The sequence below is a fragment of the Desulfitobacterium metallireducens DSM 15288 genome, from assembly GCF_000231405.2.
Taxonomy (GTDB): domain Bacteria; phylum Bacillota; class Desulfitobacteriia; order Desulfitobacteriales; family Desulfitobacteriaceae; genus Desulfitobacterium_A; species Desulfitobacterium_A metallireducens.
The window spans coordinates 1,183,593-1,206,477 of the sequence record NZ_CP007032.1; the positions used below are offsets into that span (position 1 = coordinate 1,183,593).

24 protein-coding genes and 1 tRNA gene are annotated in these 22,885 nt (G+C 41.7%); 22 read left to right on the forward strand and 3 right to left on the reverse strand.

Going from position 1 to position 22,885, the window contains the following annotated elements:
- Positions 1–47 precede the first annotated feature (47 nt).
- The 6 genes from DESME_RS05725 (at position 48) to DESME_RS05750 (ending at position 4,843) form a co-directional block, all read left to right on the forward strand.
- Complete coding sequence (locus DESME_RS05725) at positions 48–836, forward strand: TIGR00282 family metallophosphoesterase (protein ID WP_006715679.1); 789 nt, start codon at positions 48–50, stop codon at positions 834–836.
- Between the two features lie 166 nt (positions 837–1,002).
- Complete coding sequence (gene spoVS / locus DESME_RS05730) at positions 1,003–1,263, forward strand: stage V sporulation protein SpoVS (protein WP_006715678.1); 261 nt, start codon at positions 1,003–1,005, stop codon at positions 1,261–1,263.
- A 182-nt stretch (positions 1,264–1,445) separates the two neighbouring features.
- Positions 1,446–2,396, forward strand: coding sequence for a dipeptidase (locus DESME_RS05735; RefSeq protein WP_006715677.1), 951 nt, complete (start codon positions 1,446–1,448; stop codon positions 2,394–2,396).
- Between the two features lie 38 nt (positions 2,397–2,434).
- The gene (locus DESME_RS05740) at positions 2,435–3,298 is read left to right on the forward strand and encodes a PHP domain-containing protein (RefSeq protein ID WP_006715676.1); all 864 of its coding nucleotides are present in this window, start codon (positions 2,435–2,437) and stop codon (positions 3,296–3,298) included.
- 27 nt (positions 3,299–3,325) lie between these two features.
- The gene (locus tag DESME_RS05745; RefSeq protein ID WP_006715675.1) at positions 3,326–4,492 is read left to right on the forward strand and encodes an aminotransferase class I/II-fold pyridoxal phosphate-dependent enzyme; all 1,167 of its coding nucleotides are present in this window, start codon (positions 3,326–3,328) and stop codon (positions 4,490–4,492) included.
- Positions 4,493–4,555: 63 nt separating this feature from the next.
- The gene (locus DESME_RS05750; RefSeq protein ID WP_006715674.1) at positions 4,556–4,843 is read left to right on the forward strand and encodes a hypothetical protein; all 288 of its coding nucleotides are present in this window, start codon (positions 4,556–4,558) and stop codon (positions 4,841–4,843) included.
- Positions 4,844–4,890: 47 nt separating this feature from the next.
- Here DESME_RS05750 and DESME_RS05755 read toward each other — a convergent pair whose 3' ends face one another.
- Positions 4,891–5,397 (reverse strand): HD domain-containing protein, encoded by a 507-nt coding sequence (locus tag DESME_RS05755; protein ID WP_006715673.1) that lies wholly within the window; start codon positions 5,395–5,397, stop codon positions 4,891–4,893.
- 174 nt (positions 5,398–5,571) lie between these two features.
- Between DESME_RS05755 and guaB the strand changes: the two genes are divergently transcribed.
- The 8 genes from guaB to DESME_RS05795 all read left to right on the forward strand — a co-directional run bounded on the left by guaB (position 5,572) and on the right by DESME_RS05795 (position 13,137).
- Positions 5,572–7,026, forward strand: a complete 1,455-nt coding sequence (guaB, locus tag DESME_RS05760) for an IMP dehydrogenase (protein WP_006715672.1) — start codon at positions 5,572–5,574, stop codon at positions 7,024–7,026.
- A gap of 20 nt (positions 7,027–7,046) precedes the next feature.
- Complete coding sequence (locus tag DESME_RS05765; RefSeq protein ID WP_006715671.1) at positions 7,047–7,403, forward strand: hypothetical protein; 357 nt, start codon at positions 7,047–7,049, stop codon at positions 7,401–7,403.
- Positions 7,404–7,498: 95 nt separating this feature from the next.
- Complete coding sequence (locus tag DESME_RS05770; RefSeq protein WP_006715670.1) at positions 7,499–8,080, forward strand: TetR/AcrR family transcriptional regulator; 582 nt, start codon at positions 7,499–7,501, stop codon at positions 8,078–8,080.
- A 73-nt stretch (positions 8,081–8,153) separates the two neighbouring features.
- Positions 8,154–8,933: an undecaprenyl-diphosphatase UppP gene (gene uppP, locus DESME_RS05775; protein WP_006715669.1), complete on the forward strand. Its 780-nt coding sequence runs from the start codon at positions 8,154–8,156 to the stop codon at positions 8,931–8,933.
- A gap of 176 nt (positions 8,934–9,109) precedes the next feature.
- A complete protein-coding gene (locus DESME_RS05780) occupies positions 9,110–9,865 on the forward strand; it encodes a hypothetical protein (RefSeq protein ID WP_006715668.1) in 756 nt (251 codons plus the stop codon).
- Between the two features lie 47 nt (positions 9,866–9,912).
- Positions 9,913–10,962: a DmpA family aminopeptidase gene (locus DESME_RS05785; RefSeq protein ID WP_006715667.1), complete on the forward strand. Its 1,050-nt coding sequence runs from the start codon at positions 9,913–9,915 to the stop codon at positions 10,960–10,962.
- A gap of 252 nt (positions 10,963–11,214) precedes the next feature.
- Positions 11,215–12,444 carry a hypothetical protein gene (locus tag DESME_RS05790; protein ID WP_006715666.1) on the forward strand — a complete coding sequence of 410 codons (1,230 nt, stop codon included), beginning with the start codon at positions 11,215–11,217 and terminating at the stop codon, positions 12,442–12,444.
- Positions 12,445–12,639: 195 nt separating this feature from the next.
- Positions 12,640–13,137 (forward strand): N-acetyltransferase, encoded by a 498-nt coding sequence (locus DESME_RS05795; RefSeq protein ID WP_006715665.1) that lies wholly within the window; start codon positions 12,640–12,642, stop codon positions 13,135–13,137.
- Positions 13,138–13,145: 8 nt separating this feature from the next.
- On the opposite strand, the gene DESME_RS05800 is transcribed toward DESME_RS05795, so the two are convergent.
- Together DESME_RS05800 and DESME_RS05805 are read right to left on the reverse strand one after the other, a co-directional pair.
- Positions 13,146–13,367: a hypothetical protein gene (locus tag DESME_RS05800; protein WP_006715664.1), complete on the reverse strand. Its 222-nt coding sequence runs from the start codon at positions 13,365–13,367 to the stop codon at positions 13,146–13,148.
- A 149-nt stretch (positions 13,368–13,516) separates the two neighbouring features.
- The gene (locus DESME_RS05805; RefSeq protein WP_006715663.1) at positions 13,517–14,296 is read right to left on the reverse strand and encodes a tetratricopeptide repeat protein; all 780 of its coding nucleotides are present in this window, start codon (positions 14,294–14,296) and stop codon (positions 13,517–13,519) included.
- Positions 14,297–14,402: 106 nt separating this feature from the next.
- Between DESME_RS05805 and DESME_RS05810 the strand changes: the two genes are divergently transcribed.
- From DESME_RS05810 to ldhH, 8 genes are all read left to right on the forward strand, one after another.
- Positions 14,403–14,478: transfer RNA gene (locus tag DESME_RS05810), tRNA-Ala, on the forward strand.
- Between the two features lie 521 nt (positions 14,479–14,999).
- A complete protein-coding gene (locus DESME_RS05815; RefSeq protein WP_006715662.1) occupies positions 15,000–16,277 on the forward strand; it encodes an ATP-grasp domain-containing protein in 1,278 nt (425 codons plus the stop codon).
- Positions 16,278–16,286: 9 nt separating this feature from the next.
- Positions 16,287–16,580 carry a hypothetical protein gene (locus DESME_RS05820; RefSeq protein ID WP_006715661.1) on the forward strand — a complete coding sequence of 98 codons (294 nt, stop codon included), beginning with the start codon at positions 16,287–16,289 and terminating at the stop codon, positions 16,578–16,580.
- Between the two features lie 52 nt (positions 16,581–16,632).
- Complete coding sequence (locus DESME_RS05825) at positions 16,633–17,535, forward strand: succinate--CoA ligase subunit alpha (RefSeq protein ID WP_006715660.1); 903 nt, start codon at positions 16,633–16,635, stop codon at positions 17,533–17,535.
- A gap of 82 nt (positions 17,536–17,617) precedes the next feature.
- A complete protein-coding gene (locus DESME_RS05830; RefSeq protein ID WP_006715659.1) occupies positions 17,618–18,511 on the forward strand; it encodes an HpcH/HpaI aldolase/citrate lyase family protein in 894 nt (297 codons plus the stop codon).
- Between the two features lie 124 nt (positions 18,512–18,635).
- Positions 18,636–19,892: an NAD(P)-dependent malic enzyme gene (locus tag DESME_RS05835; protein ID WP_006715658.1), complete on the forward strand. Its 1,257-nt coding sequence runs from the start codon at positions 18,636–18,638 to the stop codon at positions 19,890–19,892.
- A 207-nt stretch (positions 19,893–20,099) separates the two neighbouring features.
- Positions 20,100–20,666, forward strand: coding sequence for a LutC/YkgG family protein (locus tag DESME_RS05840; protein WP_006715657.1), 567 nt, complete (start codon positions 20,100–20,102; stop codon positions 20,664–20,666).
- Position 20,667: 1 nt separating this feature from the next.
- Entirely contained in the window at positions 20,668–22,815 is a 2,148-nt protein-coding gene (ldhH, locus tag DESME_RS05845; protein WP_006715656.1) for an L-lactate dehydrogenase (quinone) large subunit LdhH, read from the forward strand.
- Positions 22,816–22,885 lie beyond the last annotated feature (70 nt).

Here is a 22,885-nt window from a genome sequence, read left to right on the forward strand (position 1 = left end):
GTACAATACAGTTATAAATTTAGGATTGAAAAGAGAAGGTGACCCATTTGAATATCTTATTTATTGGTGATATTTTTGGAAATCCGGGCCGTAATGCGATCCGGTATTTTCTTAAGGATTTGAAAAAAGAGTATAGTGTTGATGTGACGATTGCTAACGCTGAAAACTCAGCTGGAGGAAAGGGAATAACTCGGGTAATTGCTAATGAATTATTCGCTGAAGGTATCGATTTTCTAACGATGGGTAATCATGTTTGGGATCAACGTAGTATTACAAGTTTTATTGATGAAGAACCTCGACTCATTCGCCCAGCTAACTATCCTATTGGTGCTCCTGGTAAGGGGTATGGTTTTATTCGCGTCGAAGGACAAAAGGTTGGTGTTCTTAACCTTTCGGGACGGGTTTATCTTCCACCTTTGGATGATCCTTTTAGTATGAGCATCCGTTGGATTAATGAACTGGCTAAGGAAACTTCAATCATTATCGTAGATATTCATGCTGAAGCCACTTCTGAAAAAATTGCTTTGGGATGGTTCCTGGATGGTAAAGTAACCGCTGTTCTAGGTACGCATACGCATGTGCAGACAGCAGATGCTCGAATTCTGAATAATGGCACAGCCTATATCACGGATGTTGGTATGACTGGACCACGCGATTCAGTTTTAGGAGTGAAGAAAGAACTGATCATCAATCGTTTTCTAACGCAAATGCCCGTTAAATTCGAAGCAGCATCAGGACCCATTCAAATCAACGCAGTTGTGATTAACGTAGATGATCGTACTGGAAAAGCTCTCCATATTACACCAATTCAAAAAACAGCTGATGTAAAAGAGTAAAGAAAATTGATATTGTAATATTAACCTCCTGTAAATACATTTTTATCCATGTTTAAAAAATCTGAAAAATCACGTAATAAAAAGAGGAATTCTTTCTTCTGTCGAGAATACTTTATCAGTGTGGTGGAAATACATGTCAGCGGAAGTGAACAGGAGGTTGTCGTACATGGATGTTTTAAAAGTCTCAGCTAAGTCGAGCCCAAATTCTGTAGCAGGAGCTCTGGCTGGTGTACTCCGTGAAAGAGGCGGTGCAGAATTACAAGCCATAGGTGCGGGAGCACTGAATCAAGCCGTTAAAGCAGTGGCTATTGCAAGAGGATTCGTGGCTCCAAGCGGAGTAGATCTTATTTGTATTCCTGCTTTCACGGACATTCAAATTGACGGAGAAGAGAGAACAGCAATTAAGCTCATTGTTGAGCCTCGTTAATCTCGTGAATGAGGAAAAAAGAAAAAGCACCTGTTTGCTACGGCATGCAGGTGCTTTCTTTTCTTAAAAGAATATAATTTGAGTGGATAGTATATGCCAACCAATGGCTTTCCTACAATGCATGGGGTCACGCCCTGCAGAATAAGGTAACCGTAGCTAGATATTAGAAAGGAGAATGAGTTTTGTTTAAACCGTTAGTAATAGATGGACACTGTGATAGTATTGGAGACTTTATTCGGGAGAAAAGAACCCTTCGAGTGGGAACTGAAGGGGGACATTGGGACATAGAACGAGCCCGGGCAGGGGGAATGGCCTTGCAAATAATGGCTTGCTTTATAGAAAGCGAATTTAAGCCGCATTCCTCTTCGCGAAGAGGCCTAGAATTGATTCAGGCTGCGCAACGGTTTATTGCCGAAAATTATGACCGTGTTCTTTGGATTCGTAACCAACAGGATCTGAGTCAGCTTCCCAATTCTGATAAATTAGGAATTCTACTCAGTGTTGAAGGTGGGGAGATTCTTGGCGAAAGTCTTTTTATGCTGGATATCATTTATGAACTGGGAGTACGGGCTCTGGGGTTAACCTGGAATCAACGGAATGCACTTGCTGATGGAGTAGGAGAACAGACGAACAGTCGTTTGACGCTTTTGGGTCAAAACGTGATCCGACGAATGAATGAATTAGGAATGCTGATTGATGTCTCTCATCTCAATGAAGAGGGTTTCTATCATGTTCTGGAGTTGACTGATGTCCCTATTGTAGCTTCCCATTCCTGTGCTCATGCGCTTTGCCCGCACCCCCGTAATTTGACCGACGATCAATTGAAAGCGCTTGCACACAATCACGGCCTAGTTGGGATTAATTTTTATTCGCGCTTTCTAACCGAGCAGGGTGAGGCCAGTATAGTTCATGTCGTCCAACATATCGCGCATATAGCGGAGGTAGCGGGGGTCGAGACGATTGGTTTGGGCTCAGACTTTGACGGAATTGAGCAGGCTCCACGAGGGTTGGAAGATGCTTCAAAATATCCCAATCTAGCAGAAGCCTTGCTTCAGGCAGGTTTTCATGAAGGAGAGATTGATCAAATCTTTAATAAGAATTTTAGGCGTTTATTGGGAGACGTGATAAAATAAGGAGGTATAGGTTGGATTAGTGAAAAGAGGTTTATAGAATGCGAGTACAATCTTCAAGATTTCCAGAAGCAGATTTGCATTGCCATACGACATCTTCCGATGGTTTGTTTACCCCAAGGGAGCTTATTCAAGCGGCTTCTGAGCTTGGTTTAAAAGCTGTAGGGATAACGGATCATGATACTATCAGTGGATGGAGTGAGGCCTTTAACGCGGGAGAAAAGTACGGGGTTGAAATCCTTCGCGGGGTTGAATTGAATACGGAATGGAAGGGGATTGAGGTCCATATCCTCGGTTATGAGCCTTCGCCAGAATCGGGGCAGTTTCAAGCGAAGCTACAAGAACTTCGTGAGGATAGGAGTGAGAGGATATATAAAATCATAGGTCGCTTACATGATTTGAAAATTGAAATCACAGAGGAAGAGATTAAAACAGTCGCTCACGGTGAGTCTGTTGGTCGTCCGCATGTTGCGCAAGTGCTTATTCAACGAGGATATGTTAAAACGATTAAGGAAGCGTTTGATTCTTATATTGGGAAAGGATCGCCAGCCTATGTCCCCCGTTTAAAGCTTACTCCCGAGGAAGGAATTAAGCTTATTCGAACAGCCGGCGGGGTAGCCGTCTTAGCTCATCCGGGTATCCATCAACTTGGAAATATTATTACGCCTTGGATTAAAGCAGGCTTGCAGGGAATAGAAGTAAGCCATTCTGAACATACCCCTGAGGACGAACGACGTTGTCGAGCTTTAGCGAAGCAGTATCATTTAATAACGACCGGAGGCTCTGATTTTCATGGGGAAGAACGCAAGCCCGGGGTTAAACTGGGAGAATGGGGAACTTCCTATGAGGTCGTCGAGCAAATTCGTGAGTTAGCCGAGAGCTCAAAACGTAAAAATATTAGTTAATAAGAAACAAGAGTAGGAGGAAAAGGAATGAGAGCACAGCGTTTACAAGGCTTAGGAGCTTCAGTGTTCACAGAGATGGATAATCTTAAACTTGAATTACAAGCTCAAGGAAAAGATCTCATTAATTTAAGTATTGGTAGTCCGGATAGAGCGCCTTCATTAGACGTGAGGAAAGTATTGAGCGATGCTGTAATGGATGGATCACAATATGGGTATACGTTAACTCGTGGAACGAAGGAATTCAGGGAAAGCTGTACTAACTGGTATCAGCAACGCTTTGGAGTGAGACTAGATTCGGAAACTGAAGTCCTTCCTTTAATGGGCTCTCAGGATGGACTTGCTCACATTTTCTTAGCGTTAATTGATCCTGGAGAAATGGCTTTAATACCCGATCCGGGTTATCCAATCTACACCGCTGGCCTTGTGCTTGCTGGTGGACAGAAAGTGTCGTTACCCTTGTTAGAAGAAAATAATTTTTTGCCTAAATTGGATGATGTTGATCCTGAGGTTGCACGTAAAACTAAGCTTATGATTTTGAATTATCCGAACAATCCTACAGCTGCAGTTGCTTCGCTAGAATTCTTTAATCAAGTTGTCAAATTCGCACAAACTTATGATATTGTCGTTTGCCATGACGTAGCTTATTCAGAGCTTGCGTTTGATGGTTATCGCCCCATAAGTTTTCTACAATCAGAAGAGGCCAAGGCGGTTGGGGTGGAGTTCCATTCTTTATCTAAAACTTATAATTTTGCGGGAGCGCGGTTAGGGTTTGTCGTCGGTAATGCAGAAATCATCGAAGCCTTGAGTGAGCTTAAATCAAATATTGATTATGGCGTATTTGGACCCGTTCTGAAAGCAGGCTCCTATGCCTTAAATACGCATCAACCTCAAGTGGAAGAGACTCGCGCAACATATCAAAAGAGAAGAGATGTCTGGATCCAAGGTTGTGCTGAAGCGGGTTGGAAGATGTCTATACCGAAGGGTTCCATGTTTATTTGGGCGCCTGTCCCGACAAAACAAGATTCTTTAACCTTTGCTATTGAATTAGCGCGTGAAGCGGGAGTGATCGTCGTGCCAGGAGTCGGTTTTGGCGAACATGGAGAGGGGTTTGTCAGGATTGCTTTAGTTCAGGAAGAAGACGTACTTCGTGAAGCGGTAAGGCGAGTGCAAGAGTTTTTGAGCCGTAAGGATTAAATCTTTTTTCCCTGGCATAGAATATAAAGGAGACAATGTAGGAAAGTGCCGGGGGTGTGAATCTTGGAGTGCCAAGAAGAATTGAAGAATCTCCGTGAAGAGTTGCGATTGACCAAGTCTCGAGTGGGTGAATTGGAGCAACGAGTTGAGCATTTGAGAGTGAGCCGGAGAGTTTTGATGAACTTGCTTGAAAAAGTAGAAAGAGAAAAAGTAACTTTAGTTCATAAGCTGGAGAAGGAGAACGTTCGGTTACAACGGGATAATACACGGTTTGCTAAATGGATTTTTTCTAAGAATCGCGAAATTATGGAGCTTCAGGAACGAATTGAAGAACGTCAAGAGAAGGTCTAAACTTAAATGCAAGTTTAGACCTTCTCTTTTTTAGTTTACATATCGATTTAATGATGATTATCCGCTATGTAGAGTAACTTTCCTGCTTCCGAATGGGGGGCATGATGATTACGGATTAGCTCGATGACCTCTTCTGTCAGACCTGCCTTGGAGGCGAGCATGGCTCCCCATTTAGGATGCTGCTGAGCTAAAATGAGCGGGAGTGATAACGCTTGGAATGTTGTGAGCCCTTCAAGAAGATTCTGAACTGGAATAGGAAGTTTAACACACAAGACAATGTATACTCTTTGCCAGATTTTCAAAGGATAGCGAGTTTTGCCACAATCGTGTAGAAGTGCAGCTTGAATTAAGATCCTTTTTTGAGGAAAAGATAAGTGAACTTGATTTTGAAGTAAATCTAGGGCTACATCGATTGCATGACGTTGATCAGCAGGGGGTTGAGATTCAAATAGAAAAAGGGGTGCACCAGAAAGAAAGGAATGAACGAGTTGAAGATCTTTGGAGCTAATCCGAGGAAATAAGCCATGATAAAATTGCTCAATACGGTAAAACATTGCATACCTCCTCGTTCACCTTGGGTCCAATATATCATAACATTTATTTGGGTGTGAAGTTAATAGAGAATTGGTTCGACTTAGTATTACATTTTTCACTGTGTTATAAAAAATACTTCTATATTAGTCGATATTCTGATATACTAATTAGAAAACATTTGAAAGGAGTTCTATATGTTCACAGATAAAGTTATTAGTGAAGGACTTACGTTTGATGATGTCTTACTTGTTCCCGCGAAGTCGGAAGTGCTCCCGCGTGACGTCGATGTTAGTACTTATCTAACCCCTAAAATTAAATTAAATATTCCTTTGATGAGTGCAGGAATGGATACGGTTACGGATTCACGGATGGCGATTGCGATGGCTCGTGAAGGCGGTATTGGAATTATTCATAAGAATATGGGCATTGTGCAACAGGCCATGGAAGTAGATAAGGTGAAACGTTCTGAACATGGGGTTATTACTGATCCTATTTTTTTACATCCTGAGGATAAAATTCAGGATTGCCTAGATTTAATGTCTCGATATCGGATTTCGGGCGTGCCGATTACGGTTGCGGGAAAATTGGTTGGAATTTTAACCAATCGTGATTTGCGTTTTGAGAAAGACTACGATCGCACGATTGGCGACGTCATGACCAAAGATAATTTAGTAACAGCACCTGTGGGAACAACCTTAGATCATGCTAAAGATATTTTAGCCCACCATCGTATTGAAAAGCTACCGATCATCGATGATGAAGGATATCTCAAAGGGCTGATCACAATTAAGGATATAGAAAAAGCACGTCAATACCCTAATTCAGCAAAAGATGAGAGAGGTCGTTTACGTGTTGGGGCAGCCGTTGGAGTTACTGCGGATACGCTTGAGAGAACTGAAGCTTTATATAAGGCAGGGGCGGACGTTGTCGTACTTGATACCGCACATGGTCACTCTCTTGGAGTGCTCAAAAAGGTTAGAGAATTACGCGATGCATTTCCAGAATTACAAATCATTGCAGGTAATGTAGCGACTGCAGAAGGAACTCGTGCTTTGATTGAGGCGGGTGCAAACGCGGTCAAGGTTGGAATTGGACCGGGTTCAATTTGCACTACACGAGTGATCGCTGGAATTGGGGTACCTCAAATTACAGCCATTATGAATTGTGCTGAGGAAGCAAGTAAGTATGGAATTCCGATCATTGGTGACGGTGGAATTAAATTTTCGGGAGATATTGTCAAGGCTTTAGCAGCAGGCGCCAACACCGTGATGATCGGTAGCCTCTTTGCTGGAACGGAAGAAAGCCCTGGTGATACAGAAATTTATCAAGGCCGTAGTTTCAAAGTTTATCGAGGTATGGGTTCGATTTCAGCGATGAAGGCTGGAAGCCGTGATCGCTACTTCCAGGAGAAAGATCAAAAACTCGTTCCTGAAGGAATTGAGGGGAGAGTTCCTTACAAAGGTTCTTTAGCAGATACGGTTTATCAGATGTTGGGCGGGTTACGTGCTGGCATGGGTTACTGCGGAGCGAAAAACCTTGAAGCGTTAAGAAAGGATAGTCGTTTTATCCGGATGACAGCAGCCGGACTTAGAGAAAGTCATCCCCATGATGTAACGATTACTAAAGAATCACCGAACTATAGTCTCTAAGAATAGGGAGGTTAATGATTTTGAATCAAGGTGCCTCTCAAGAGCCTGTTCGAACTCTAAAATCCTGGTATTTCGGTTTATTTATGTTTGCCTTCTATCTTTTTTGGGGTGGATATTTTACCGATCTATCGGTTGCGTCACAGATCGTATTTAACTTTGCTGTATTTTACCCGGCAGGGTTTCTAGCAGGATACTTTAGTAAGCGCAGTCGATTACGGGATGTTTTTCTTTCAGGATTTTTATTCAATTCCCTGACCTATGGATTGGCTTTTGCTGGAGGACAGACAGTGAAGCTCGGGTATGTTGGCGTAGATTTTATCACTATGATTTTGTGGATCTATATTGGAATTTTCGTAGGAAAACGAACAGCGAATTAGCATAAAAAACCCTTTTTTCCAGAAGGAAAAATATGGATTCTGGCGAATTATTTAACAGAGTCTAATATCTATATACTGGAAAAGGGGGTTTTTCTATGGCTGAAATCTCCAGGCGCGAGCGAAAAAAGCAGGAAACGTATGAACGTCTTTACAGCACAGCCCTTTACCTCTTTCAAACTCAAGGTTATGAAACAACCTCAATCGAACAGATTACTCAACGTGCGGATGTCGGTAAGGGTACGTTCTATAATTATTTTGACTCGAAGGAAGCAGTTGCCTTAGAATTTTCGCGTCGCCGTTATCAAGACTTAATCCTGAAAGGACGACTTTCCCAAAGTAATACCATTCGAGAACGTTTATCCAGCTTATTAGAAGCTTGGGCTGATTTTATGGTTCATGAGCGAGAAATGGCCTGGGTTACCATTAAACAGCGGGATTATGCAGAACTAGATAAAGGACTTCATTATGGAATAATGGGGGTAATCACGCTCGGACAACGGGGAGGGGAACTTTCGGATCGCTTTGATCCGTGTTTTTTAGCAGAAAGCTTAGAAGGCATGGCCTTACAGCATTTTATTCATTGGCATGTTACGCAGGAAGGAAATTTAAAAGAGGAAATGGAGAGAACCATTAGCCTCTTTTTTGAGGGACTGTTCGAGCATAAAATGAAGGCCTAACATAAAAAATATTTCTACATTCTTTGGATTGTGATATATTTATGAAGTAAAAAATTTGTGGAGGGTTAAAAAAGTGACCATTTTTCAAGCCATAATATTAGGAATTGTGCAAGGCTTAGGAGAGTTTTTGCCTATTTCCAGTTCTGCACATCTCGTTTTAATTCCCTGGTTATTTGGATGGAAGGATATGGGGCTCGCCTTTGATGTTGCTTTACATATGGGGACACTTCTTGCGGTTGTTCTTTATTTTTGGAAGGACTGGATAGGTCTATTAAAAGGAGCACTGAGTCGCAAACCTTCGAACGAAAAACGTTTATTTTGGTATTTGGTTATTGCTACAGTTCCTGGTGCGCTTATAGGATTTATTTTAGAGGACAAAGCGGCTACTGTTTTTCGATCTCCTCTTTTAATAGGAATTATGCTTATCATACTCGGCATAGTCCTGTATTGGGCAGATAATACGCGTCAATTACGAACGTTGGAAACGATGACCTTGATGGATGCAATATTGATTGGTTTATCACAGTCGCTGGCGATCATACCCGGTGTTTCTAGAGCAGGAAGTACAATGACAACGGCACGGCTGCTTTCCCTGACACGGGAAGACGCTGCTCGATTCTCATTTTTAATGTCCACGCCTATTATCATGGGAGCAGGTCTCCTCAGTGTTCGTCATCTTCAACCGTCAGATATTAATCTGGCCTTTGCTATCGGGATAATTACAGCTTTTATTGTAGGGCTATTCAGTATTTCGTTTTTACTCAGATATTTAAAAACAAGTAATTTTAAAATTTTCGTGGGATATCGTTTTTTTATCGGACTTGGTGTTATTCTCGTATTCTTTTTTAGATAGAGATTAAGTGATGTATAGTGTGAACTATACATTTCCTTTTTTATGGCCAAAATCAAACTTCGAATTTATAAATTTTATAATTCTGAGAATTCAGAAACTAAGGGGCAGGATTTCGGAAGTATAACTCGAACCTTCTATTAGAGATAGAGATAGAGATAATCATAGGGGGAAGTTTGATGGAGTATGAGGCTCAACTGGAAAAGATTCTGGAATGGGTAGGCCCAAGATTGATAAGTTGTCCGGTGCGTGATGGTGTGTCTTTTTATCAAAATACAGATAAGATATTCAAAATCCGCCGAAGACGTAAAGGCTGGTATCTTGAATTTTCAGTCCCTGTTCCAGCGTGCCCTGATCTCAAAGTATTGTCATCTGAAGAAGTGGTTGTCCGAAAACTCGGGAGGACGCGCTGGATTTATCGGGGGACATCTGATGAGGACGTTCGACAACTAGTGGTAGCTGCCATGGCGAGCATATCCCAACCGCGTGCTGTTGAACCTGCGATGATGCGAGATATGAGAATTGTTACCGAATTTACGTGTCCTTGTTTAAAGAAGATGGAGAAGCTACAAAACGCGTCCAATCTGCCTCAAGAAATATCTCAACAATTAAAAGAAGCATGTGATCTCTTACGTAGCGAACGCTATAATGACTTCATCCCTAGAATAGCGCAAGCCCTACAGAACATAACTTCACATATGCTTCATGAAAATGGAATAGAACCCTCAGGAGATTTGAGGAATCAACTTGATTCGCTAATAGAACGTGGAATAATTTCATCCGTACTTAAAGATGAGGTGGCGGAGCTCTTCAGGACTAATATTCTGGAACGGCATTTTGAAGATCAAATGCGGGCGTACCCGTTAGCCCTAATGCTTGTTTCATTTACAAGCAAATTAATAAATGTTGAAAAATTAGTAAATCATTGGAGCTAGTTATACCCCCCTTAGTCATCTCATAAGGTGACTAAGGGGGGGTTTTAATGAATCGCAGAACACCGCGTGATTATGGATTATGGATGGGAGAACTACCTACAGGCAGGCAGAATGATATTTGTGACGTGCCTGGTGTGATGGTCGGGAATGTATCGATTATTAGAGGAGAGGGAGCTTTGATTCCCGGAAGAGGTCCAGTTCGTACTGGCGTAACTGCTATTCACCCGCACACTGGGAATCTGTATCGAAACCCATGTTGGGCAGGAATCTCTGTTTTTAACGGTTTTGGCAAATCAGTTGGAATCCCTTTTATTCAGGAAACTGGAATTCTCAGCTCTCCAATCCTTTTGACAAATACTTTGAGCGTAAGTGACGTTGCTCAAGGTTTATTAACGTATCTCTTAAACCAAAACCCTGAAATCGGTAATGATGCCCGAACTCCAAATCTTGTCGTTTTTGAGTGTGATGATTCGTATTTGAATGATATTCAAGGTCGGCATGTTAAGCCTGCTGATGCCATTTTGGCCTTAACGCGGGCGAAAAATGAGCGTGTTCCCCAGGGTAATGTTGGGGCAGGGACAGGAATGTCCTTATTTCAGCTTAAGGGGGGAATTGGAAGCTCTTCTCGCCTTCTGCGAGCAAAGGATAAAAACTATGTTTTAGGGATGCTTGCTTTGGCGAATTTTGGTTTGCTGAAGGATTTGCTCATCAACGGGAGACCTATCGGCCAGTTGTTATCCGTTGGAGCAGAAGGGTATTGCCCTGGCTCTTTAATTCTTATTGGAATGACGAATGCACCTATATCACGATGGCAACTGACAAGGCTTGCTGAAAAGGCTTTTTTAGGATTGGGGCGTACTGGAGGGCTCTCACGTATCGGCAGTGGAGAATTCTGCCTAATGGTGAGTACCCAAGGTTTAGGATATGAAGATGAAATTTCTGACTGGGAAATGGATGACTTTTATCAAGCGGTTGTTGAAACTTCAGCCGAAAGTATTTGGAATGCACTTTTTCAGGCGCAGACCATGGAAGGCAGAGATAAGAGAATTCGTTATGCTGTACCCATTAAGGAAGTTCTCCAGATACTAAAAATGTAATATAAAGTCACGATTGTGGAGATTCCCTTGATAGTACCTATTTTTCACAAAAACGCTCTTCTGGATCAGAAAGAGAAAATTTGGTTTCAATTGTCTTAAGACGTGGATGGTGGTTCCGAGTTTAAAATTCCATATTACTTGCGTTTAAAAAAGCGTCGGGCAAACCTCCTCGCTTTTTCTCACTGCTTGTGTCATTTTGTACGACGTTAATGCGTAGATATGTAATGTGACAAAAGCTAAGGGAGGATCATTGTGGAGAAATGGCAAGCAGTTTGGGAAGCTCATCCTGATTTCTTCATTGCAAGAAATTTTCAGGAGTGCCCTAGTGACAAGAAAAAAGACTGGCGACTTCCAAACCAGTTTGATTATTTTTTAGGAGGAGAGACTTCGCTACGAGTGGGAATTATTGCGAGTTCAAAGATTCCAAAGGAAGAGGATTTTCTACTTGCAGGAATGTTGTGGGGAAGCCGTTTGAGTAATGGGGCAAAGACAGTCATCTATTTTATTGCCCCTGATTTTTCTCTTTTTTTTCTACAAACTTTAACATTGCTTGGAGGAGTTTTGAATGCTCGCGCCGCTTATTGGCGTGAGAAATTAACACCTAGCCTTTATCTTATACCAGAAAATGCAAATCAAAAGAATACTCATATTTCTCTAGGGGAAGAGCGTCTTGATTGGAACAGATGGCGTCAGGAACTTAACCCTGTAGCCCAATATCAGCTCGATGTGGTCAAAGCATATGTTGATCAATTGCTTAAACGTCAAGTCAGAGTGGATATCAAATCCCTGAGTATTAGCTTCTTGTGGGGAAATCTCGAAATAGCTGAGATTCGGCGCAAAGGGAAAAAGTTCGAAATCATGACCAAAACAAAGTGGGAACGTGATTCAGCGCTCAACAAACAATGGCAACGTTCGGGCTGGGTTGATGTTTCGGGAGTATTAAACTTAGAATTCCGTCAGGTGATTACAAGTATTCTGGACCACTTGGAGGAAAAAGAAAAGAGAGGGGATCTTAAGCCTAAAGAAATCCTTTCTCACTATTTACATCATGGCAGCGGGATTATTAGCACACTCTGGGGTAGTCCTTGGGAATGGCCATGGCTACCTAAAGAACGGAGTGAGAATTGGGTTCATGAATTAGGGCAATGGTACTATTTTCAGGGAGATGGACAGTTAAGCGTCGTTTGTCCGATTCTTGACAAGCCCATGGCTTTTGCGAGCCATTCCCTCCTTTTAAGCAGTGTCTTGAAAAATAGTGATCTGCTTTGCTCGTGCAAGCTAAAACCTTCTAAACTTTTATGGGATGGGAGGATTATTTGGTTAACGACAACGAGTATGGAAGAAGACCTACGCCTATTTCAATCTTGGCTAAAGAATCCAGAGCAATTTCAAATCTGGACATTATCGGATCATTGGCAAACGAAAGGATTGGATGAAATAAACTGTCGTAGCCAAGTCAACGCTTCACTGATAGAATTTTAGAGTCTTTAAACGAGGGGCTGTTGTACATGTGAAACACTCGGTTCACAGTGCAACAGCTCTTTGTAGCTTAAGGACAAAACGCTTTGCCCGCTTGTCATGGCACCCCAATTTTTAATTGAAAGTTTTAAAGCAGCAATGGTATAAAACACCGATTTAATGTATAATTATACGACAGGACATGGAGGAGTGATAGTCATGGAAATTAGAACAGCTAAACTAACAGATGTGGAGCAAATCCAAAAGTTAATCAATGGTTTTGCAGAAGAAGGCTTAATGCTTGCGCGTTCACGTCACATGCTGTGTGAACATATTCGTGAATTTAAGGTCTATGAGGATGATGGAGAGATTAAGGGTGTTGGTTCACTTCATATTCTTTGGGATGATTTGGCTGAGATAAGAGCTTTAGCTATTGATAAGAATTATCAGAGAAAGGGGTTAGGGCGAATGATCGTCGAGTCCCTTCTGCAGGAAGCGAAAGAGCTTGGTGTACCTAAAGCCTTTACGTTAACTTATCAGCCGGAATTCTTTGCCCGTTTAGGATTTCAGAGTGTGAATAAAGATGAATTGCCACAAAAAGTTTGGCAAGAATGTCTTTATTGTATCAAATTCCCGAACTGCGATGAAAATGCGTTACTCATTGATGTAAATAAAAAAGACGGTGAATTAACACCGCCAGGTAAAACCGTATTTTAATTGAGTCCTTATGCAATAGTAGCGCGAGTATTTTTTCTTAGCACTTGAACGGAACGACGTCTCTGTGACGCTGTCTTTGTCTTTAAAATAGTTTGGAGAAACTGCCACTGTAGTTCTAAGTAAGCGTTACCCAAATCATGTTCACTTGTTCCATGGGATAAGAGATAATCTCGAGAGGAATCTTCAAATTCGCGAATAAACTTTAATACCTCTTCATTAGATGACAGCATTTAACATTCCTCCATCCAAATCGGTTATATTTAAACTTGCTGATATATTCTGTAATTATTTAGCTTGTTTTTATTATATGCAATTCTATTTGTGAAATGTGTTGTAAAAGGAAGAAGTAGACTTGTGAAACCTAGAAAAGAATGGAGAACTAATGTGATTTTGTGTAGCTTTTTGAAGAATAGCTATGAGATAGGCTAATTTTCCTCCAGAGAGAGAGATCAAATAATCGTAAATTACCTGCCCATATATGTTTTTTAGCTAGCTGATGATCCTTAAGCTGGAGGAAGCAATCCGCCAGAGAATGGTGTAAATTGGCTTTATAACTTAAGGATAAGAGAATTTGAGTGAACCAAGATGCACCATTACGAGGAAATCCCGTTTGCTGTGATAGGCGCAGACTCCGCTCGTAAATTTTTACAGCTTCTGTATAGCGTTCAAGATGCTGTAGCACATGGCCTTGTATTAGAAGGAGTAAAGGATCAGCAAGTGTATAAGGATTATCGCGAAGAACTGACAATGCTTGGCGAGGACGACTTTCCCGAAGAAGAATGTCGGCAAGGGTGGCACAAAGCAAAGGGTCCTGTGATGGTAAATAGTTCTGAAGTAGATGAATAGCCTGTTCAGTTTCATGTAAATAAAAATAGAGTTGGCTGGCAAAACGTGAGATAGCTAGAGTGCTGGTATTTTGAGTGATTTCTCGGGCCATACGTTGTGCTGTAAGCTTTTTATCAGGTGGGGGGAAATCTTTTTTTCTCATCATTGCAAGATAGGAAAGCAAGGTACAGATGGAAAAAAGACATAGTCCAGGAATAACACCAAATCTCCAAAGTGTTAGCCCTCCTAAGATTATGGAGAAACTCCATAAGAGAAGAAAAAAATAAAACTTATAGACAAATAAAATTTCACGATCATATTGAATATGGTTCATTTACGTTCCTCCGTATTCATTTTAGGAAGGCGTCTTTAATTCGATTCAATATAATTAAGAAAAATACTTGAGTATTCTCCAAGATTCGGTTATACTATTCTGCGTTGGGGGTATAGCTCAGCTGGGAGAGCGCTAGAATCGCACTCTAGAGGCCAGCGGTTCGATCCCGCTTACCTCCACCATTTAATAAGATTATATGACAAGGGTTTCGGCGATATGTTATTTTCGCTGAACCCCTTTTTTGTTATGAGCAGCCTTCCTCACTAAAAATAGTAAATCGCCAGGTAAGACCAGCAGACAACCTGAATATTGAAAAAATTATTATTTGAAGAAGGATTTTAAACTTGGATAGAGAATATTATGTTTTAAGATGTAAAACAGTGTTTTGGTATAATCAAACTCAAACGCAAGTTTTCAGAAAATATTTAATTCAGATTCTGATCAAATTCTTTTAATTATTATATTGACTTATGCAGAAATTCGATTCATAATAAACCTATCAAGCAAAATGAAACTTGGTTTTAAATAGTGAAACATTAACAATACTAAGTTTCAGAGTGTAACCTCCATAATCCAAATAAATTACTCTCAGTTGGATAAACTTGAGAGTAGGAAAGGGGTGAGAAACTTCTTTCCCAAGTGTAATTGAGTAAAAGAAGTATCTCCAGATTACCTAAAATTTTCATTATGGAAGGGATCATGCATGGCTAGATTTTTAGAATATCAAGGAAAAGCATGGCTTGCAAAAGCAGGCATGCCAGTACCGAAAGGCCGACCAGCGTTCACTCCAGAAGAAGTAAAAGAAGTGGCGGAATGGATTGGTGGACCTGTAGCGGTTAAAGGCCAAGTTCAAGCAGGTGGCCGAGGTAAAGCAGGTATCGTAAAATTAGTCAACACCCCAGAAGAAGCAGCTCAAGCGGCAGCAGAAATTCTTGCTAAAACGGTTAAAGGATTACCTGTTCAACAGGTGCTTGTCGAAGAGAAAATAAATATTAAGAAAGAATTTTATTGTTCTTTCGTTGTTAATGGAGCCAGAGAAGCTCGTTCCCCAATGCTCATGTTTAGTACAGAGGGGGGGATGGACATTGAAAGTGTACCTGAAGAGAAAATCTTTAAATTCAATGTTGACCCGCTTTTTGGATTACAAACCTATGATGCTGTTGATTTACTGGCTAAAGCCGGTGTTCCGGCTAAGGAATTAAGCAAGTTTGCCAATCTTTTAACAAAATTATCAAAGACCTATCAAAAATATGATTGTCAGACGTTAGAGATAAATCCGTTTATTATGACCGCTGAGGGCGACCTTATTTGTGCAGATTGCAAGATGGAAATTGATAATAGCGCAGTAGGGCGTCATCCAGAGTTCGAAATTGAGATTGCTCGTGATCTCCCTGGCGTACCGACAGAATTGGATTATATCGGGTGGAGTATTGAAGAAACAGATGCTAGAGGTACAGGTTTTCTGATGAACATGGGGTATGATGAAGTCAGTCCGGGCTATATTGGTTATCACCCAATTGGTGGCGGTTCAGCCATGATGGGACTGGATGCTTTGAATCAGGTCGGTCTAAAGCCAGCCAACTATGCTGACACGAGCGGAAATCCTGTGGCTTCGAAAATTTACCGAGTGGCTAAATCTGTTCTTGCTCAGCCGAATATTGATGGCTATTTGTTAGGTGGTTTCATGATGGCTAATCAAGAGCAATGGCATCATGCCCACGCTATTGTCAAAGTCTTGCGTGAAATTTTGCCGACTCAAAAACCGGGCTTACCTTGTGTGCTCTTGCTTTGTGGTAACCGAGAAGATGAGTCCTTAGAGATTCTTCGCACAGGTTTAGCGGATCTTATGACGGTAAACGGCCCAGGAAGAAGAATTGAAATCTATGGTAAAGAACATGTAACAGATACGAAGTTTGTTGGTGAAAGACTATTACTCTTGAGTAAAGAGTATCGTGCTGAGAAAGAAGCTCAAGGAAAGTAGGGAGATACCGTGCTGGAATTCGCAGAAAAAAGTTGTTTGATTAGAATCGATACCAGCAAGTGCGATTCGTGCGAAAGCAAGGCTTGCGCAGATGCCTGCAAGAAATATGCTCGAGGTCTGCTCGGTATTGATGATCAGGGAAGAGCCTCTATTACGCATCGTAGCGATGATGAAGTTCTACGGTTAGGAACGGAATGCCTTGCCTGTGAATTTGCTTGTAAATTTCGTGGTAAGGATGCAATTCGTATTGAAGTCCCGGTTTCCGGTTTAGATGAATACCTCAAAAAACGCAGTTTGGCATAAACATGAGTACGTCTAGGTAACAACCGAGCAAAATGTTAAATGAGGGATAAAAATGGGCATTTTGATCAATAGAGAGACTAAAGTGGTTGTCCAAGGGATCACTGGACGTGAGGGATCAGTTAGGACAAAGTATATGATGGAATATGGGACGAAGCTCATCGGTGGAACTAGTCCAGGGAAATCAGGTGAGGAAGTCTATGGTATACCCGTGTACAACACGGTGAAAGAAATAGTGCAGGCCAATGGAGAAATCGACTTTAGTGTTGTATTTGTTCCGGGCCGAGGTCTGAAAACAGCAGTGATGGAAGCTGCTGATGCAGGGGTTAAAAATATTATTCCCTGTGTTGAAGGCACACCTATTCATGACATTATGGAGATGATCGCTTATGCCAAAATCAAAGGCTCACGGGTCATTGGACCCGGTTCAATAGGAATCCTTACCCCAGAAGAAGCAGTTGTCGGCTGGCTTGGCGGAAATGTTGAGTGGGCTAATAAATTCTTTAAGAAAGGGAGTATCGGTGTTTTCTCACGGAGTGGGGGACAATCGGGTACAATTCCTTGGGTCTTGAGAGAAGGCGGCTTTGGGGTCAGTACTGTGGTTCACACGGGAACCGAGCCAGTCCTAGGAACTTCGATGGCAGATTTGCTCCCCTATTTTGAAGAGGATCCTGAAACTAAAGGGGTTGCGGTTTATGCTGAAATTGGCGGGACACAAGAAGAAGAATGTGCTGAAGTTATCGCCGCTGGGAAGTTCACAAAACCTTTTGTCATCTACGTTGCTGGAGCATGGGCTCCAGAGGGTCAGCGCTTTTCGCACGCGTCCAATATCGTTGAACGCGGACGGGGATCAGCCAAAAGTAAGATGGAAGCCATTCGTAAAGCCGGAGGCTTTGTAGCAGATACACCTACAGATATTCCACTTATTTTAAAAGAGAAATTAGCGACTGACTTTTAGCGGATAAGACCGCGAATTAATATGCTACTAAGGTTTTTACCTTAGATATAAAAAATTTAAAATTTTTAGGGGGTAATTAGTCATGGCAGTTATGAGATCTATTATGTACATCCCAGGAAACAATCCCAAATTCATTTCCAAAATATCAACAATCCCAGCAGATATTATCACCTTTGACCTTGAAGATGCTATTCCACCGGCAGAAAAAGTGGCTACTCGCGAAATGATCAAGGAAAATCTTCAAGTAGGTCATTCTGGTGGAGCACAAGTCTTTGTTCGTATCAATAACTGGGAAACATTATTGACCGATGACGATCTTGAAGCTATTGTTTGGCCAGGCCTTGACGGTGTAACCTTAGCAAAAACTGGTTGCGCAGCTGATGTGCAAAGACTGGACTGGAAACTAGAAGAGCTTGAGCGTCGCCGTGGTATCCCAGTCGGAACCGTTAAAATTTCCATGCTTCTTGAAACTGCTAAAGGTGTTGCCAACGCAGAAGAATGCTGTCTTGCGAGCAAACGTAATGTCAATGCTATTTTCGGTGCAGTAGACTATTGCCGCGATATGCATGTAAAATTGACCTCTGCAGCTGTTGAACAACAATATGCACGTGCAAAAGTAGCGGTAGCTTGCCGCATGGCAGGAATTGTCGCAATCGACGCTCCTTTCGTAGACTATAAAGACATTCCAGGTTTTGAGAAAAACGTTGCTGATGGTCGTCAAATGGGTTATGAAGGCCGCATGATTATTCATCCAGGACAAGTTGAGCCTTCCAATAAATTATATGCTCCAGATCCTGCCGATGTTGAATGGGCAAAGGCTGTTGTTAAAGTCTTCGAAGAAGAAGGTTTGGCCAAAGGTAAAGCTTCCGTTTCCTTGAACGGGAAAATGGTAGACACGCCTGTTTATCTCAATGCAAAAGACATCTTAGCAACATACCTTGAAATCGAAGCTAAAAATGCAACTATGAATAAATAATTGCTATAGAAAATAGATTTGGCTTGAACGCCTGGCTGCAAGCTCATGTAGCCAGGCGTCCTAAATAATGGGACTCCTTATTTTTAAGAGTTAAGTGATTTAAGATGAGAGGATGGCGAAGTACATGTCACGTATTAAGAATCTTCGTGAGGAAGCCTTAGAATTCCATAAGGTAAAACCCGGCAAGCTAGAAGTCAGAGTTACTGTACCCGCAAATGACGTTGATGATTTAACGTTGGCTTATTCTCCAGGAGTTGCTGAACCCGTCAAAGAAATCGCGGCCCATCCAGAAGATCTCGATGTATATACCAATCATGCTAATGCAGTTTGTATCGTATCCAATGGTACAGCAATCCTAGGTTTAGGTAATCTGGGTGCTGCTGCTTCAATGCCCGTTATGGAGGGAAAAGCGCTACTCTTCAAAACTTTTGGAGATGTTGATGCCTATCCGATTTGTGTTAATACCACTGACGCTGACAAAATCGTTGAATTGGTTGAGCTTATCGCTCCTTCGTTTGGCGGTGTCAATCTTGAAGATATCAAAGCGCCTGAGTGTTTTGAAATTGAAGGCAAATTGAAAGAACATGGCATCTTCAAAGGACCGATTTTTCATGATGACCAACATGGCACCGCTATTGTAACTTTAGCCGGTCTAGTCAATGCACTTAAAGTTGTCGGAAAAAACATTGAAGATATCAAACTTGTTGCAAATGGGGCTGGCTCAGCCGGTATTGCCATTGTTAAGTTGCTCATGAGTATGGGACTAAAGAACGTTATTATGTGTGATACAAAGGGCGCTATCTACAAAGGTCGTCCTGCAGGTATGAATAAATATAAAGATGAAATCGCTGAAGCTACAAATCCTGAAAGATTCAGTGGCGATCTTGCCGGTGCTTTAGTCGGTGCGGATGTTTTTGTCGGAGTATCGGCTGCTAATGTCTTGAACGAAGATATGATTCGTTCGATGGCAAAAGATCCGATTGTTTTCTGTCAAGCTAATCCTGTTCCTGAAATTTGGCCCATAGAGAGAGCCTTTGAAGCGGGAGCTAAAGTGATTTCTACCGGTCGCTCTGATGTTCAAAACCAAATTAACAACATCTTAGCTTTCCCAGGAGTATTCCGTGGCGCGATTGATGTAAGAGCAACTGATATTAATGATGCTATGAAAGTAGCGGCAGCATACGCAATTGCTAACCTTGTTAAAGCTGAAGATCTTCGTACAGATAATATTATCCCAAGCGCATTTGACCCTGAAGTTGCACCTGCAGTTGCTAAAGCAGTTGCTAAAGCAGCGATTGAAAGCGGTATTGCTCGAAACCCGATTGATCCTGAAATTGTTGCTCAGAATCTTAAAAAAAGATTAGCCAATCAGTACAAATAAACCTCACTTTAAAAAAGAAATTACGAGTAATGGTTACTTCCTCAATATAGGGGGTAACCTTTTTTTGATTATTAAAAAATTTTAAAAACTAATTTTACGAAAAAGATTGTAATTTCAAACATTGTAGAATAAAATTAGTTTTGCAAGGTGGTCTGACCACCTGGACATAGTATAAAAAAGAGTAAGAGAGACAAGGAGTTGAGTAGAGTGGGAGATGTTAATCTCTTATATGATCGTTTCAAAAGTAAGATGGAGTCTGTGTCAGGCGAGTGTTATCGTGCGAATACGGTAGCAGAGGCTCAAAAATTGATGGGTAAGCTCCTCCAGGAAAAAGGGATCAAGAGCATAGCTATGGTGGATTCACCTTTAGCGAGGAGCTGTGATTTAGCTCATTTTCTCCCTGAAAGTGGACTTACCCTACATATGGATCATTATCAAGAAGTAACTCCCACAGTAGATGCCGGAATAACAGAAATGAAATGGGCGATTGCTGAACTCGGAACTTTAGTCCAATATGCGGTAGATGTGAATGAACGTCTGTGTTCTGCATTTACTCCTATTCATTTTGCACTTGTGCGGACATCTGCTTTGATTCCAACCTTGCCAGAAGCCTTGAGCGTAATCCACACGGAACCACAGATTCCTGGATTCATAGGGTTTATTACAGGTCCAAGCCGAACTTCCGATATTGAGCGAGTATTAACCATCGGAGTACATGGACCTGGGGAGCTCATCGCTATCTTTGTGGATGATTCGGTCGAGGAGGGAAAATAAAATGGCAGATGCACAATTTAAACAAAGAATTGAAGATGCGCTAGAAAATAAAACACTTCGAGGTGCTTTAGGTCGTTTTGTTGATACGTATTCAGATGCACGGGCAAAAGCTTATGAAGGCTATGATGTTGATGCTCTTCGGGATAAAATTGCTGATGTTAAGTCTTATGCAGCTACACATCTCGATGAGATGATTGATAAGTTCGAAAAAGCAGCGACTGCGCGTGGCGCAAAAGTCTACCGTGCGAAAACGGGGGAAGATGCCAGACAGTATATTCTCGAACTGGCCAAAAAGCAAAATGTCCACAATATTGTTAAATCTAAATCGATGGCTTCAGAGGAAATTCACCTTAATCAAACCTTGATTGATGCAGGACTGGATGTGCAAGAAACTGACCTAGGGGAATGGATTATTCAGATGGCGGGCCAACGTCCATCTCATATGGTTATGCCAGCAATTCACTTGACTAAAGAAGAAGTTGCTGATGAATTCACCAAGAATTTACATTATCATAATGATCCGGAAATTTCAAAATTAGTAAAGACTGCACGTGCTGAAATGCGCAAGAAATTTATGGATGCGGATATGGGAATCTCAGGAGCTAATATTGCAGTGGCTGAAACAGGTACATTGATGATGGTTACCAATGAAGGTAATGCTCGTTTGACCTCTACCTGGCCTAAAACACATGTTTTTCTTGTAGGAATTGAAAAGTTTGTGAACAATTTTGAGGATGCAAGTGCAATTCTTCAGATGCTTCCCCGAAATGGGACATGTCAACAGATTACAAGTTATGTCACGATGATTACCGGTCAAACTCCTGCGTATTACCCTGACGGTACCATAGATGGTAAGGAATTCCACATTGTCCTTATGGATAATGGACGTCGGAAAATGTATGAGGATGAAAAGTTTAAGAAGACGTTCCAATGTATCCGTTGCGCAGCGTGCTTGAATGTCTGCCCTGCATTCCAATTGGTTGGAGGACATGTCTATGGCCATATCTATACGGGAGGAATTGGGATCATTCTGACCAACTTCCTCAATTCAGAAGACGACACAGCTAATCCTCAAAATCTCTGTATTCAGTGTGGAAGATGTGATGAGGTTTGCGCTGGAAAGCTTAATATTTCGGAAATGATCTTAGAAATTCGAAATAGAATTGGAGAGAAGAAGGGCTTGCCCTTCGTACAAAAATTTGCATTGGACGTGGTCTCTAACCGTCGTCTTTTTCATTCTCTCTTGAAGGTAGCTTCTAAAGCGCAATTGCCTTTTTCTAAGGGGCAGCCAATGATTCGTCATCTCCCCATGCTCCTCTCAGGTTTAACTCAAAATGGGAGTTTACCAACAATAGCTGATGTCCCTTTCCGCGATGTCATTAAGACGATGGATCAAGACGTTAAAGAGCAAAAGGGAACGGTTGCTTTCTTTGGAGGATGCCTTGTCGATTTTGCTTATCCTAAGATTGGTGAGGGTGTTGTCAGAGGATTAAATGAAAAAGGATACAAGGTGATTTTCCCTGAGGGACAATCCTGCTGCGGCGCTCCGGCCAGCTATATGGGTGACCGTCAAAATGCCCGTAAATCGGCTGTTATCAATATTGAGGCAATGAATGCAGAAAAAGTAGATTATGTCGTTTCGGCTTGCCCCACCTGCACCCATGCTTTGAAGGATAGCTTCCGAGAATTAGTTGCGGATGATCCTGCAATGTCGAAACGAGCAGAAGTACTTAGCCGGAAGACCTTTGACTTCTCGAAACTTCTATATGACCTAGGAGGTTTGGCGCCAGGCGGGGATGGAGAAAATGTGAAAGTGACCTACCATGATTCCTGCCATTTAAAACGTAAAATGGGTGTATATAAAGAGCAACGGGAAATCTTAACGAACATTAAAGGTGTAAATCTCGTTGAGATGAAAGATTCTGATCGTTGCTGTGGTTTTGGCGGATCATATTCCATTAAATTTCCAGAGATGGCAGGCCCTATTCTTGAGAAGAAATTGAATAATATTAAAGATACAGGGGCTGAAGTTGTCGCTGTGGATTGCCCCGGATGCCTGATGCAGATTTATGGTGGATTAGATAAACTGAATTCGCCAGTGAAAGTTAAACACACAGCTGAGATCATTCTCGAAAAGTGGTCAAAATAAGTTAGATAAGAGTTTCTCAGACAAAACTGCCTGCTTATTTTAGCAAGCAGTTTTGTCTTTCTGTTTTCTT

Excerpts from the sequence above, each read along its gene's own strand:
- spoVS (WP_006715678.1), top strand. The coding sequence starts at position 1,003 with ATGGATGTTTTAAAAGTCTCAGCTAAGTCGAGCCCAAATTCTGTAGCA.
- DESME_RS05740 (WP_006715676.1), top strand. The coding sequence starts at position 2,435 with ATGCGAGTACAATCTTCAAGATTTCCAGAAGCAGATTTGCATTGCCAT.
- DESME_RS05745 (WP_006715675.1), top strand. The coding sequence starts at position 3,326 with ATGAGAGCACAGCGTTTACAAGGCTTAGGAGCTTCAGTGTTCACAGAG.
- DESME_RS05755 (WP_006715673.1), bottom strand. The coding sequence starts at position 5,397 with ATGTTTTACCGTATTGAGCAATTTTATCATGGCTTATTTCCTCGGATT.
- guaB (WP_006715672.1), top strand. The coding sequence starts at position 5,572 with ATGTTCACAGATAAAGTTATTAGTGAAGGACTTACGTTTGATGATGTC.
- DESME_RS05770 (WP_006715670.1), top strand. The coding sequence starts at position 7,499 with ATGGCTGAAATCTCCAGGCGCGAGCGAAAAAAGCAGGAAACGTATGAA.
- DESME_RS05780 (WP_006715668.1), top strand. The coding sequence starts at position 9,110 with ATGGAGTATGAGGCTCAACTGGAAAAGATTCTGGAATGGGTAGGCCCA.
- DESME_RS05785 (WP_006715667.1), top strand. The coding sequence starts at position 9,913 with ATGAATCGCAGAACACCGCGTGATTATGGATTATGGATGGGAGAACTA.
- DESME_RS05795 (WP_006715665.1), top strand. The coding sequence starts at position 12,640 with ATGGAAATTAGAACAGCTAAACTAACAGATGTGGAGCAAATCCAAAAG.
- DESME_RS05800 (WP_006715664.1), bottom strand. The coding sequence starts at position 13,367 with ATGCTGTCATCTAATGAAGAGGTATTAAAGTTTATTCGCGAATTTGAA.
- DESME_RS05805 (WP_006715663.1), bottom strand. The coding sequence starts at position 14,296 with ATGAACCATATTCAATATGATCGTGAAATTTTATTTGTCTATAAGTTT.
- DESME_RS05815 (WP_006715662.1), top strand. The coding sequence starts at position 15,000 with ATGGCTAGATTTTTAGAATATCAAGGAAAAGCATGGCTTGCAAAAGCA.
- DESME_RS05825 (WP_006715660.1), top strand. The coding sequence starts at position 16,633 with ATGGGCATTTTGATCAATAGAGAGACTAAAGTGGTTGTCCAAGGGATC.
- DESME_RS05830 (WP_006715659.1), top strand. The coding sequence starts at position 17,618 with ATGGCAGTTATGAGATCTATTATGTACATCCCAGGAAACAATCCCAAA.
- DESME_RS05835 (WP_006715658.1), top strand. The coding sequence starts at position 18,636 with ATGTCACGTATTAAGAATCTTCGTGAGGAAGCCTTAGAATTCCATAAG.
- ldhH (WP_006715656.1), top strand. The coding sequence starts at position 20,668 with ATGGCAGATGCACAATTTAAACAAAGAATTGAAGATGCGCTAGAAAAT.